Origin of the sequence: Haliea sp. (genome assembly GCF_040221975.1) — a bacterium.
GTDB lineage: Bacteria > Pseudomonadota > Gammaproteobacteria > Pseudomonadales > Halieaceae > Haliea.
In genome coordinates this window covers 100,461-114,188 of record NZ_JAVJWR010000036.1, presented here as the reverse complement: position 1 = coordinate 114,188, position 13,728 = coordinate 100,461, and the positions used below count along the sequence as shown (strand labels likewise).

At 63.8% G+C, this 13,728-nt stretch carries 9 protein-coding genes; 8 read left to right on the top strand and 1 reads right to left on the bottom strand.

Annotated features, from left to right (window positions below):
• Positions 1-166 precede the first annotated feature (166 nt).
• Positions 167-1,240: a quinolinate synthase NadA gene (gene nadA / locus RLO07_RS18730; protein ID WP_462293672.1), complete on the top strand. Its 1,074-nt coding sequence runs from the start codon at positions 167-169 to the stop codon at positions 1,238-1,240.
• A 53-nt stretch (positions 1,241-1,293) separates the two neighbouring features.
• On the opposite strand, the gene RLO07_RS18725 is transcribed toward nadA, so the two are convergent.
• A complete protein-coding gene (locus RLO07_RS18725) occupies positions 1,294-2,784 on the bottom strand; it encodes a M48 family metalloprotease (RefSeq protein ID WP_462293671.1) in 1,491 nt (496 codons plus the stop codon).
• Positions 2,785-2,979: 195 nt separating this feature from the next.
• Between RLO07_RS18725 and RLO07_RS18720 the strand changes: the two genes are divergently transcribed.
• From RLO07_RS18720 to RLO07_RS18690, 7 genes are all read left to right on the top strand, one after another.
• Positions 2,980-3,213, top strand: coding sequence for a sulfurtransferase TusA family protein (locus RLO07_RS18720; protein WP_462293670.1), 234 nt, complete (start codon positions 2,980-2,982; stop codon positions 3,211-3,213).
• 18 nt (positions 3,214-3,231) lie between these two features.
• Positions 3,232-4,311, top strand: coding sequence for an AI-2E family transporter (locus RLO07_RS18715; protein WP_462293669.1), 1,080 nt, complete (start codon positions 3,232-3,234; stop codon positions 4,309-4,311).
• A 3-nt stretch (positions 4,312-4,314) separates the two neighbouring features.
• Positions 4,315-7,170, top strand: coding sequence for an insulinase family protein (locus RLO07_RS18710; RefSeq protein ID WP_462293668.1), 2,856 nt, complete (start codon positions 4,315-4,317; stop codon positions 7,168-7,170).
• 247 nt (positions 7,171-7,417) lie between these two features.
• The gene (aceE, locus tag RLO07_RS18705) at positions 7,418-10,069 is read left to right on the top strand and encodes a pyruvate dehydrogenase (acetyl-transferring), homodimeric type (protein ID WP_462293667.1); all 2,652 of its coding nucleotides are present in this window, start codon (positions 7,418-7,420) and stop codon (positions 10,067-10,069) included.
• Positions 10,070-10,089: 20 nt separating this feature from the next.
• Entirely contained in the window at positions 10,090-11,817 is a 1,728-nt protein-coding gene (gene aceF, locus RLO07_RS18700; RefSeq protein ID WP_462293666.1) for a dihydrolipoyllysine-residue acetyltransferase, read from the top strand.
• A 153-nt stretch (positions 11,818-11,970) separates the two neighbouring features.
• Positions 11,971-12,888 carry a hypothetical protein gene (locus RLO07_RS18695; protein WP_462293665.1) on the top strand — a complete coding sequence of 306 codons (918 nt, stop codon included), beginning with the start codon at positions 11,971-11,973 and terminating at the stop codon, positions 12,886-12,888.
• Positions 12,885-13,724, top strand: a complete 840-nt coding sequence (locus RLO07_RS18690) for an HAD-IIB family hydrolase (RefSeq protein WP_462293664.1) — start codon at positions 12,885-12,887, stop codon at positions 13,722-13,724. The genes RLO07_RS18695 and RLO07_RS18690 overlap by 4 nt, the downstream gene beginning before the upstream one ends.
• Positions 13,725-13,728: the final 4 nt, after the last annotated feature.

Sequence of the window (13,728 nt, the reverse complement as noted above, 5' to 3'; positions counted from 1 at the left end):
TACGCAGTATTTGAATGAATTTCTAGTGATTTCTGCCGAAATTGGCTGCCAGCGCGTCGAGCTCGCTCCCGGCGCGCCGTGAGGGTTCCTCAGTGACGCTCGTATTGAGGGTGGCAGAGTCCAATATGTGCTAGAATTTGCAGCCGTTTTTCTCGACCTCCACGCTATGAGTATTGCCTCCGACAAACTGGAAACCATCCGTCGGCAAGTCCAGGTCCACCTGGACAACGCCGAACACCACAAGCTGAGTCCGGCCCAGGAGCAGGAACTCAAGGACCGTATTGCCGCCCGCCTGCAGGCGGAGAATGCGGTCATCGTGGCTCATTACTATACCGCGCCCGCCATTCAGGCGCTGGCGGAGGAGACGGGGGGCTGTGTCTCGGACTCCCTGGAGATGGCCCGATTTGGCCGTGATCATGCAGCGACCACGCTGGTTGTGGCCGGAGTCCGGTTCATGGGCGAGACGGCGAAGATCCTCACGCCGGAGAAGCGGGTCTTGATGCCGACCCTGGAGGCCACCTGCTCGCTGGACCTGGGCTGCCCGATTGAGGAGTTCTCTGCGTTCTGTGACGAGCACCCGGACCGCGAGGTGGTGGTTTATGCCAACACCTCTGCCGCGGTCAAGGCGCGGGCGGACTGGGTGGTGACGTCCAGCATCGCGCTCGACGTGGCCGAGCACCTGGCGGCCCAGGGCAAGAAGATCATCTGGGCTCCGGACCGCCACCTCGGCGACTATGTGCGTCGGCAGACCGGCGCCGACATCCTGATGTGGGATGGCGCCTGCATTGTGCACGAGGAGTTCAAGGCGCGGGGCATTGCGGACCTGAAGCGGGTCTATCCCGATGCCGCAGTGCTGGTGCACCCGGAATCCCCGGCCGCGGTGCTGGAACTGGCCGATCGCGTGGGTTCGACCACGCAGATCATCCGCGCAGCGCAGGAATTGCCCAACACGCGCTTTATTGTCGCCACCGATCAGGGCATTTTCTACAAACTGCAGCAGCAGGCGCCGGACAAGGAGTTCATTATTGCGCCGACCGCTGGCAATGGCGCCACCTGTCGCAGCTGCGCGAATTGTCCGTGGATGGCGATGAATGAGCTGGAGTCGCTCGCTCAGGTGTTTGATCGTTCGGACAACGAGATCTTTGTCGACCGTGACATCCGTGAGCGGGCGATGGTGCCGTTGCGTCGCATGCTGGATTTTGCCGCCAGCCTTAACAAGGGTGTCATCGGCAACGCCTAGCAGGGGGCGCCTGGCCGGGGGGGGGGCGGGGGCGCCTGGCCGGTGGCGTCCGATCAGATATCCATGCGTTCGCGCAGGGTGGCGACATCGCGCAAGCGCTCGTTGAGTCGTGCCGCGGTCACGTGGTCGCTGCCTACCAGTTTCATGGCGTAGTTGAGTTGTCGCTCCGCTTCACCCATGTTGCCGGTAAGAATGAAGTATTCGGCGCGGGACTGGTGCAGGCCAACGATATTCCCGGACAGGCCCTGGACCTCGGCCAGCAGATACCACAGGCCGGGGTCGTCGGGCCTGTTCTTGCTTTGCTTGAGCAGTACTTCCTCTGCCAGGTGCGGTTTGCGGTCTTGCATGAGTGCCGTGGCGTAGGTCATGGTCAGCGGGTGGTTGCCCGGGGTCAGCTTGAGTTCCTCGGCGAGTGCGGTGGCAGCCTTGCCCGGCTCGCCCCGGGTCATCAGGATGTTTGCATTGGCCAGTTTGTACTCCAGCCGGTCCGGGCTCTGTGCCCAGATGCTGTCCAACTCCAGTGCCGCCTGGTCGACGCGACCGGCATCGGTCAGTGCCAGTACCAGGCCATAAGTGGACGCCTCCCGCGAACGGGTGTCGCCATCCAGTTCGCCCCGGAACTTCTGTATTGCCTCTTCCGGGGTGGCGGCGAGGTGATTGATCACGCGGGCGCGCATGAGCTGGTATTGGGTATCATCGCGCAGGGGCGGCCGCGCGTACTGGCGGGCGCGGTTGCGGGTGTCGGCGATGCGGTTTTCCGACAGGGGGTGGGTGCGCAGGAACTCGGGGATGCGGTTGCTGCTGGCATAGCGCGAGGCCTGCATCATCCGTTCAAACATGGAGGCCGCGGCATGGGGATCCAGTCCGGCCGCAACCACGGTTTGCATGCCGACCCGGTCGGCCTCTGATTCGTTGCCGCGGCTGTAGCGCAGGGCCGAGTCCTGGGCCGCTGCCTGGGCGGCGGATAGCGCTGCCATGCCGGCTTCGCCGCCCGCGGTGGCCAGGAGCACAAAGCCGGCCAGCATGGCGGCCAGGTTCAGCGGCTGTTGGCTGCGCTGGAACTCTACCCGGCGTGAGAAGTGGCGCTGGCTCAGGTGGGCGATCTCGTGAGCCAGCACGGTGGCCAGTTCGTCTTCGGTCTGGGCATAGACCAGCAGCCCGTTGTGGATACCGATTACCCCGCCCGGTACGGCAAAGGCGTTGATGTCGGGGCTGTCCACGATCACCAGGTCGATGCGGCGATCTTCCAGCTGGCTGTGGGTGACCAGGCGGTAGGTGAGGTCTTCCAAATAGTCGAACAGCAGCGGGTCATCGACAGTTGGCGCCTGGTTGCGGAAGATGCGCAGCCAGGTGCGTCCCAGCTGGTATTCGTATTCTGCGGAGAAAAGACTGGTACTGGATTCGCCCAGGTTCGGCAGCTTCAAGTTTTCGGTAGCACGCAGGTTCGCTCCCGGCAACAGCAGAAGAAGTGCCAGGAGAGGTGCCAGCAGGGGTGCCTTGGCAGCAACGGGCAGGCGGGCGCACTTGTAAAAACGAAGGGTCATGCCAGGGATCTTCACCGCGGGTTGGGGCCGGAAACAGGCCGGCGAGTGTCCTCATTGTACGCCAGCAGCCGGTTGTCAGCCCAGCGCTGGAGCTGTGAATGGGATGGCGCCAGCGCGGAAAAGTTCAATCCTGTTTGGGGTGTCGGCGGTGAGTGGATATACTCGTCCGCGACGATGACGAGGGGAGACAGGCGGGTGACAACGGACGCAACAGTGGAGGTGGATGCCTGTGGCTTGCAGTGCCCGATGCCCTTGCTGCACGCCAAGCGGGCCCTGAATCGGATGCAGTCGGGGGAGTGCCTGCGGGTATTGGCCACTGACCAGGGCTCGGTGCGGGATTTCCGGGTGTTTGCCGAGCAGTCAGGGCATACTCTGTTGACATCGGAAGAGCGCGCGGGTGTGTATATCCACCTGTTGCAGAAGTCGTAACGGTCCGGAATAGAATACATGCTGGATATCTTCAATAAATGGTACAAGCGCTACCTGTTTGAGGAGGAGTCGGTACTGCTGCTGGTACTGCTGCTGCTCGCAGTGCTGCTGCTGGTCACCATTGGCAATATCCTCGCGCCGGTGCTGGCGTCCATAGTGCTGGCTTACCTGATGCAGGGCCTCGCCGGTCGTCTGCAGGGAGCGGGGTTGCCTGCCTGGGTGGGTGTGACGGTCGCCTATATCCTGTTTATTGGCATCTTTTTTGGCGTGACCCTGGGGCTGCTGCCGCTGGTGTGGCGCCAGCTTGTGTCGCTGGCTACGGAAGCGCCGCGGATGCTGGAACAGGGCCGGCAGTTGCTGGCAGTGCTGCCCGCGCGCTACCCGGAGGTATTCAGCCAGCAGCAGATCAACCAGATGGTCACCCTGGCCCAGGCGGAGATGGGCGGCATGGGCCAGAAACTCGTGGCCCGTTCGCTGTCGACCATTCCCAGTATCCTCACCGTTCTGGTCTACATGATCCTGATCCCGATCCTGGTGTTTTTCTTCCTCAAGGACAGGCTGCTGATCCTGGCCTGGCTGGGCACCTTTCTGCCCAGTGAGCGCCCCCTGCTGCGGCGCATCTGGTTGGAGATGGATACCCAGGTCGCGAACTACGCCCGCGGCAAGGTGCTGGAGATCCTGATTGTGGGTTCGGTCAGTTATCTGAGTTTCGTCCTGCTGGGACTCAATTATGCGGCATTGCTGGCCCTGGCGGTGGGGCTGTCTGTGATCATTCCCTATCTGGGTGCGGCGCTGGTCACTTTTCCGGTGCTGCTGGTGGGCTATTTCCAGTGGGGCTTCGTCAGTGAATTTTATTACCTCGCGCTTGTCTACTTCGTGATCCAGGCGCTGGACGGGAATTTTCTGGTCCCCCTGCTGTTTTCCGAAGCAGTGAACCTGCACCCGGTAGCCATTATCCTGGCGGTGCTGTTTTTCGGCGGCATCTGGGGGTTGTGGGGGGTATTCTTTGCGATTCCGCTCGCTACCCTGATCAAGGCTGTTATCAACGCCTGGCCCAAGCCTGCGGAAGGGGCCGGCGACAACAAGACTCTGGAGTAAGGCATGCAAGCAACATTTTTCGGCCAGCGGCTGCGGCCGCTGGCCGGCAGCCTTGTGCTGCTGTTTCTGGTGGCCTGTGCCACACTGCCCGCCGGCATTCAGCCGGTGCAAAGCCCGAACGACGACTACGCCTACCGCCACTTGACGCTCGACAATGAGCTGCAGGTACTGTTGATATCCGATCCCGGAGCGCCCAAGGCCGCTGCCGCGCTGGATGTTCTGGTCGGCAGCGGAGACAACCCGCCCGGCCGCGAGGGGCTGGCACACTTTCTCGAGCACATGCTGTTCCTCGGTACCGACAGGTACCCGGACGCGGGCGATTATCAGCAGTACCTTGCCGAGCACGGTGGCAGCCACAATGCCTACACCAGTTTCGAGCACACCAATTACTTCTTCGATATCCAGGCCCAGTACCTGCCGGGTGCGCTGGACCGCTTCGCCCGTTTCTTCATAGCGCCACGCTTCGACGAAGCCTATGTCGAGCGCGAGATGAATGCAGTGGAAGCCGAATTCCAGATGGGTCTGCGCAGTGACCCGCGCCGCGGCCTGGATGTGCTGCAAGCGGTCATGAACCCGGAGCATCCCTTCAGCCAGTTCACGGTCGGCAGTCTGGAAACCCTGGCGGACCGGCCCCAGGCGCCGATAAGGGACGACCTGCTGCGATTCTACGCACAGCACTACTCCGCCAACAAGATGCGACTGGTGGTGTTTGGTGCCGAGTCCCTGGACGAGCTGGAGGCGATGGTGGTACCCAGGTTCGCGCCAGTGCCAAATCGGGATATTGAGGCGGAGGCGATTGCCGCCCCGCTGTTTCCCCCGGATGCGCTGCCGATGCTGGTCAAGGTCCAGCCCCAGGCAACACTGCGGCAGCTGGAGGTGTCTTTTCCGGTGCCGGACTATCGCAGTGCCTACCGCAGCAATCCGCTTGGCTACCTGGGCAATCTGGTTGGCCATGAGGGCGCCGGCAGCCTGTTGGCCCGGCTCAAGGAGGAGGGGCTGGCGGAGAGTCTCGGCGCCGGGTCCGGTCTCGGCTGGCGTGGTGGCGCCCTGTTGAGTGTCAGCATTGGCCTGACCGAGGAGGGCCTGGCGCGGCAGGAGCGGGTACTGCAATTGCTGTTTGCCTACCTCGACATGCTGCGGCAGGAGGGCCCCCAGCAGTGGCTATACGAAGAGCAGTCGCAGCTGGCGGCACTGCAGTTCCGGTTTCGGGAGAAGTCCAATCCGATCAACTACGCCAGCGCACTGGCCAGTGGCATGCACTACTACGCCCCCGAGGACATTCTTCGCGGCAGCAGCCTGATGACGGATTATGATCCCGCCATGCTGGAGGATTTGCTGGCGCACGTGGTGCCGGGCAACGCCCTGGTAACTCTCAGCCACCAGTCGGTGGAGGTGGATCGGCAGTCCCCGTTCTATGCCGTGCCCTACAGCGCGGAGCCCGTGTCACCGGAACAGCTGCAGCGCTGGACCGCGCCGGTGGGAGACGTCGGCCTGACCCTGCCACCTGCCAACGAATTTATTGCCGGGGATGTGAGCCTGGTGATGCCAACCGCAGTTGCCAACGCACCGGCCAGGGTGCTGACCGCTACCCGTCAGGAGGTCTGGTTTGCGCAGGATACGGAGTTCGGGGTTCCTCGCGGCGCGCTGTATATCAACTTTCGTTCACCTGCGATAGGAGAAAGTGCTGCCCAGGCGGCCGCAGCGGCGCTCTACACCGCGCTGCTGAAGGACGCGGTCAACGAATTCACCTACCCGGCCCTGCTGGCGGGCCTCAACTTTGATGTCTACAAGCACGCCCAGGGCATCAGCCTGCGGGTCAGCGGTTACGACGACAAGCAGCTGGTGTTGCTGGATAGGTTACTGGATGTGGTTCAGGCGGCATCCTTCGACCAGCAACGCTTTGTCAATATCCGCGCTGACATGATCCGTAATCTGGAGAACAGTGTTGCCAAGCGCCCCAGCAGCCAGGTTATCGATGACCTGCGGGAGTCCCTGCTGCACGGCGAGTGGGGCGAAGAGGCTCTGACAGCAGAGCTGCAGGCGCTGACGCTTGCTGGGCTACAGGGCTGGATCCAGGCTTTCTGGACAGGAGCGACGGCCGAGGCCATGCTCTACGGCAACTACGATGCCGCTGTTGTCCAGCCGCTGTCCGAGCGTGTCGGGGAGCTGCTTGTGGCTGCCGAGCCGCCAGCCCTGCCACCTCTGCGGGTGACCCGCATCGCGCCGGGCGAAAGCCTGCAGTACCCGGTCGAAATCGATCACGATGACGCGGTTGTGGGCTGGTATCTGCAGGGCCGCGATCGCAGCTGGCACGACCGTGCGGCTACCACCCTGACCGCGCATGTCATCAAGACCGGTTTTTTCCAGCAGTTGCGCACCGAGCAACAACTCGGCTACGTGGTCAGCGCCTTTTCCTGGCCGCAGCTGGATGTGCCGGGACTGGTGCTGTTGATACAGTCGCCGAGTGCCTCGGCGCCCGAGGTGACTGACGCGATCGAAGCGTACATGGGCGGCGTTGTCGATTCGCTGGACGAGGAACAGTTCCTGCGCTACCGGAAATCCCTGGTCGCAGAGATTCTGCGCCCGGACAAGAACCTGTGGGAGCGAGCGGAATTCTACTGGCAGTCGATTGCCAAGAAGGAGTTCGACTTCGATGGCCGTCAACAGCTGGCGGATGCGGTCAAGGGCCTGACGCTGGAGGACTGGAGTACCTATTTCAGCGAAGTTTTCCGTGCGCAACGCAGCTCCCTGGTGGTGGTGGCGCCCGGCAGCGCGCAGGCTCTGCCGGAAGGCCACGGAGTGACGGTGGAGTCCGCGGCTGCGATCAAGTCTCGGCAGGGGTTCTATACCGTCGATTAGGGGAACACCCCGGACTTTGACAGGCCGCGTGACAAGCTGACAGTTCCATAAAGGAACCATCAGTTTGTCACGCGGCCTGTTTTTGTGTACCTTGCAGCGGTCGACAGCGCCGGCTCTGCCGAATCCCGGGCAAGAAACCCGGGTGGCGTCTACACTGTCGACAGCGGGGGCAGCACAATAGAGTATCATTTTGGAACCATGATTCGCCCTCTTTCAGCATCAACCTCTCGTCAGGAGCGATAGCCGCATGACCGAAGACAAGGACCCGATTGAAACCCGGGAGTGGATGGAAGCGCTCGATGCCGTCAGCAAGTACAGCGGCCCCGAGCGCGCCGCGGAGCTGCTGCTTGAGCTAGCCAAGCACGCCACGGAGACGGGGGTTCGGCTGCCTACCGCCATCACTACACCGTTCCGCAATACCATCGCGCCGGAAGATCAGAAAATGATGCCCGGCGACCTGTTCATGGAACGGCGGATTCGCTCCCTGGTGCGCTGGAATGCCCTGGCCATGGTCATGCGTGCCAACGACAATGACGAGGCCCTGGGCGGCCACATTTCCAGTTTCTCCTCCAGCGCGACCCTGTACGATGTCGGCTTCAACTATTTCTTTCGTGGCGCGGACGGCGACCACCCCGGCGACCTGGTGTTCTACCAGGGCCACAGTGCGCCAGGCATGTATGCTCGCTCCTATCTGGAGGGGCGCCTGAGCGAAGAGCAGCTGGACAACTTCCGCCGCGAAGTGGACGGCAATGGCCTCTCCTCCTATCCGCACCCCTGGCTGATGTCCGACTACTGGCAGTTCCCCACCGTGTCCATGGGACTGGGTCCGATCCAGGCCATCTACCAGGCACATGTCATGAAGTACCAGCAGAGCCGCGGCCTGCTCGAGCACGGCGACCGCAATGTCTGGTGTTTCCTCGGTGACGGCGAGTGTGACGAGCCTGAATCTCTGGGAGCAATCTCCATGGCCGGGCGCGAGCGTCTTGGCAACCTGATTTTTGTGGTCAACTGCAACCTGCAGCGGCTGGACGGGCCGGTGCGGGGCAACGGCAAGATTATCCAGGAACTGGAGGGCGTATTCCGCGGTGCCGGCTGGGATGTGCTCAAGGTTATCTGGGGTCGCAAGTGGGACCCGCTGCTGGAGCGAGACGACACCGGCCTGCTGCAGCAGCGCATGGATGAAGTCTGTGACGGGGAACTGCAGAATTACAAATACAATGGGGGCGCTTATACCCGCGAGCATTTCTTCGGCAAGTATCCGGAACTGCTGGAGCTGGTCAGCGATCTGTCCGACGAGGACATCATGTACCTGAACCGCGGTGGCCACGATCCCTACAAAGTGTACGCCGCCTACGCGCAGGCAGTGGCGCAGCACGAACGCCCTACCGTGATCCTGGCGATGACGGTGAAGGGCTACGGTACCGGCGAGGCGGGGGAGGCGAACAACGAGACCCACTCGCTGAAAAAACTCGATCTGGACAGCCTCAAGGCGTTCCGTGACCGCTTTGCCATCCCCATCTCGGACACCGAACTGAAGGACGTTCCCTATTACCGGCCGGCCCCGGATAGCCCGGAGATGCGCTACATGATGCAGCGCCGGGAGGAACTGGGCGGGTTCATTCCGGCCCGTCGCAAGGACATGGAGCTGCTGGAGGTTCCGTCCCTGGCGGCCTTCGACAACCAGCTCAAGGGCAGCGGCAAGCGCGAGATTTCCACCACCATGGCCTTCGTGCGTCTGCTCTCCACCCTGGTCAAGGACAAGCAGATCGGCGAGCGCGTGGTCCCCATCGTGCCGGACGAGGCGCGCACTTTTGGCATGGAAGGCATGTTCCGCCAGCTGGGAATCTACTCCTCCGTGGGGCAGCGCTACACACCCCAGGACGCGGGCCAGATCATGTTCTACAAGGAGGACCAGAAGGGCCAGATCCTGGAGGAGGGGATCAATGAGGCCGGCGCCTTCTCGGCCTGGATTGCCGCGGCGACCTCCTACAGCACCAGTGGTTACTCCATGGTGCCGTTTTACATTTTCTATTCCATGTTCGGTTTCCAGCGCATCGGCGATTTGGCCTGGGCCGCCGGCGACAGCCAGGCCCGCGGTTTCCTGATCGGCGCCACGGCGGGTCGCACCACCCTGAACGGCGAGGGCCTGCAGCACCAGGATGGCCACAGCCACCTGCTGGCCAGCACCATCCCCAACTGTGTCAGCTATGACCCGGCCTATGCCTACGAGCTGGCGGTGATCATCCAGGACGGCCTGCGGCGCATGTACGGGGAAGGCGAAAACAAGTTCTACTACATCACCACCATGAACGAAAACTACCAGCAGCCGGAAATGCCACCGGGGGTGGAAGAGGGGATCGTGCGCGGCATGTACCCGCTCAAGCGCTCCAGCCGCAAGAAAGGGCCGCGGGTGCAACTGATGGGGGCGGGCACGATTCTGCGCGAGGTGGAGGCAGCGGCAGCGCTGCTGGAGCAGGACTACGGGGTGGCCGCAGATATCTGGAGCCTGACCAGCATCAACGAGCTGCAGCGAGAGGGCAAGGCGGTGGTGCGCTGGAATCTGCTGCACCCGGAGGAAGAGCCCCGGGTCGCCTGGCTGACAGCACAGCTCGAGGGGCACGCTGGCCCGGTCGTGGTGGCCACGGATTACATGAAGGCCCATGCCGAGCAGTTGCGCCAGTTCATCCCGCGCCCGTTCATGGTGCTCGGTACCGACGGCTACGGCCGCAGCGATACCCGCGAGCGGCTGCGCCGCTTCTTTGAAGTGAGTCGAGAGTTCGTGGTGCTGGCGGCGCTGCGGGCGCTGGCCGATGAGGGTGCGGTGAAACCGGCAGTCGTCGTGGAGGCGATGCAGGCACTGGGAATTTCCGCCGACAAGATCGACCCGCTGACGGTATAACGGCACAGGAAACGAAGCGCATGGCTAAGAAACAGGTAACGGTACCGGACATCGGCGGCGCCGAAGGCGCGGAAGTGATCGAATTGCTGGTGGCGGTCGGTGACGAGATCGAACTGGAGCAGGGCTTGCTGGTGCTGGAGTCGGACAAGGCATCAATGGAGATTCCGTCGGATGTGGCCGGCAAGGTGCTGCAGGTGCTGGTGCAGGTGGGCGATGAACTGGCCGAGGGTGAGCCCATTCTGGTGGTGGAGACCGCGGACGAGGAGGCCGAACAACCGGAGGAGTCCAAGGAATCCGGGGAGTCCGGGGAGTCCGCAGAGCCGCCGAAGCAGCCCGCCCCCGACGCCGCTGACAAAAACGAGAAACAGGCATCAGGTGCCGACGCAGCAGGCAAGGATGCCAGTGACGCCGCGGATGCGACGGGTGGCGAGGTCCAGGAGATTACCGTTACTGTGCCCGATATCGGCACCGATGATGATGTGGATCTGATCGAGTTCAGCGTCAAGGTCGGCGATGAGGTCGCCGAAGGGGACTCGCTGGTGGTGCTGGAATCGGACAAGGCGTCCATGGAGGTGCCCTCCCCCCACGCCGGCAAGGTGCTGAAGTGGCTGGTCAAGGAAGGCAGTGCGGTGCGCCAGGGCGATCCGCTGGTGGTGCTGGAGGCTGCGGCCGGGGGTGCCGGCGCCAGTGAGGCTGACGCAGCTTCTGACACGTCTGCAGACACCGGGGCAGCTGCACCGGGCGAGAGCGAAGGCAAGGCCGCGCCTGAGCAGCCTGCAAGGCGTTCGGCTACCGATCGGGTAACCCCGGCGGAAGCCACTCAGCCCAGGGTAGCGGCGGACGAGCAGCTGGTTTACGCCGGCCCGGCCGTGCGCAAGATGGCCCGGGAGTTGGGGGTGGAACTCAGCAAGGTAACCGGCAGCGGTCCCCGCGAGCGGGTGCTGAAGGAGGACGTGCAGAGTTTCGTCCAGCGCGCGTTGAGCGGCAAGTCGGCCGCGGTGACCTCGGGTTCTGGAATCCCCGCGGTACCGGAAGTGGATTTCAGTGCCTTTGGCGACGTTGAGGAAGTGCCTCGCACCAAGCTGGACAAGCTCACCGCCACCAACATGCACCGCAGCTGGCTCAACGTGCCCCATGTCACCCAGTTTGACGATGCGGACATCACCGAACTGGAGGACTTCCGCAAGGGGCTCAAGGCCGAGGCAGAGCAGCGTGGCACCAAGTTGACCCCGATGCCGTTCCTGCTCAAGGCCTGTGCCATCGCCCTGCGCGACAACCCCAAGCTCAACGCCTCCCTGTCAGCGGATGGCGAAAACCTGATCTACAAGCGCTACATCCACATCGGCATGGCAGTGGACACCCCGGCAGGCCTGATGGTGCCGGTCATTCGTGACGTGGACCAGAAGACCCTCTGGCAGCTTGCCGAGGAGGTGCTGGAAATGGCGGAAAAAGCCCGCGAGCGCAAGCTCAAGCCGGCGGAGATGCAGGGTGGCTGTTTTACCATTTCCAGCCTCGGCGGTATCGGTGGCAACGGCTTCTCGCCCATCGTCAACACTCCGGAAGTGGGTATCCTTGGCGTGTCCCGGGCCAGCGTGAAGCCGGTCTGGGACGGTCAGGCCTTCCAGCCCCGCACCCTCTTGCCCCTGTCACTGTCCTACGACCACCGGGTGATCAACGGCGGCGATGCCGGCCGCTTCTGTACCCAGCTGGTGGCCCTGCTCGGGGATATCCGCCGCCTGCTGCTGTAGGAGGCGGATGCCTGCGGTTCGTTTCCCGGTTTCATGCGGGGTTGCCTGAGCGCGAACAGAACGCTTTCCCCACTCGTTGCTCGGAACCGGATGAAGGCTGGCACGCCACCTGCAGTACACTATGTACAGGCAGGTAACCAGAAGAGGGGAGTGATGGGGAAGGATCGCGCAGCTGCGGGCTGGCGCGCACGATTTTTGCAGCAGCAGGTGCTGCCGGCAGACTATCTCGACGAGGCCGGGCGCTGGTTCGACCCGGTAGCCGTCCAGCTGGCTGCGCACTGTTTCGGTGCAAGCCGTCCGCTACTGGTGGGCATTAATGGTGCGCAGGGTTCGGGCAAGACCACACTCAGCGACTACCTGTGCCAGTGGCTGGTGCAGGAAGCGGGTCTGCGCGCCCTGTCCCTGTCGATCGACGATGTCTACCTGACCCGCACTGAACGGCAGCAGCTGGCAGCCCAGGTGCACCCCCTGTTGCTCACCCGGGGCGTGCCGGGCACCCACGATGTCCCGCTGCTGCTGCAGACCCTCGACGCACTGGGTTCCGCTCCCGGCACCCTGCCGGTGGCGGCGCCCCGTTTCGACAAGGCCCGGGACGACCGCCTGCCCGCTGCACAGTGGCCGCGGGTGCAGCCGCCGCTGGATATCATCCTGCTGGAAGGCTGGTGCCTGGGAGCACGTCCGCAGGCACCGGAGGCACTCGCCACTCCCTGCAACGCGCTGGAGCGGGAGGAAGACAGCGACGGGCGCTGGCGCCGCTACGCCAATGACTGCCTGGCGGGGGCCTATGCCCGACTGCATCAGCGGGTGGACCGGTGGCTGATGCTGCGCGCGCCGTCCTTCGATGAAGTGCTGCGCTGGCGCAGCGAGCAGGAGCGCAAGCTGGCTGCTGGACCGCGGCGGGCCGGCGGCAACCGGGTCATGGACGAGCCGGCCCTGGCGCGCTTCGTGCAGCACTACGAGCGCCTGACGCGGCACTGCCTGGCCACCCTGCCGCCACGGATGGACGTGGTCTGGGAGCTGGATCGCGAGCGACAGATCAGCGCCTGGCGCGGCCCCGGGGTGCCGGCGTGACGCCGCTGCTGCTGGTGTTCAGCGACCTGGACGGATCGTTGCTGGACCACGACGATTACAGCTTTGAACCCGCTCTGCCAGCCGTTGCGGCTCTGCGCGAACGCGGGATACCGCTGATCCTTTGCAGCAGCAAGACCCGCGCCGAGATCGAGCCACTGCGCGCGCAGCTGGGCAACCGCGACCCTTTCATCGTGGAAAACGGCGCCGCGGTGTTTATCCCCGACGCCAGCCTGGCGCAGCCGCCGCCCGACTGCAGGTCCGATGGCGCTGGCTGGGTTCACGAGTTCGCGCCGCCCAGGCAGCGATGGCTGGCGGCGCTGGATGGGCTGCAGCCTGAGTTTGCAGGGCAATTCACCCATTTCGAGGCCATGGGCCTGGACGGGGTGATGGCGGCGACCGGCCTGGATCGCGAGGCAGCAACACGTGCCCTGCAACGGGACTACAGTGAACCAGTGCTGTGGCGGGGCAGCGATGAGCGCCGTGAAGCCTTTGTGGCGGCACTGGCCAGTCGCGGCGCCACGGTGCTGCAGGGTGGGCGCTTCCTCAGTGTTGCCGGGGACTGTGACAAGGGGCTGGCGCTACGTTGGCTGCGCGATTGCTACCAGCGGGACAATCCGGCACGGGATGTGCATGACCTGGCCATAGGCGACAGCGCCAACGACAGCGCCATGCTGGAAAGTGCCCGGCATGCCCTGGTTATCCGCTCGCCGGTGCACGGTTTTCCGCCGCTGCAGCGGCAGGAGGCTGCCCGCTACAGCCGGGCCTTCGGGCCGGCGGGGTGGGCCGAGGGAGTGCTGGACTGGTTGCAGCGCCTGGACCCGACATCACAGGAGTGACCGC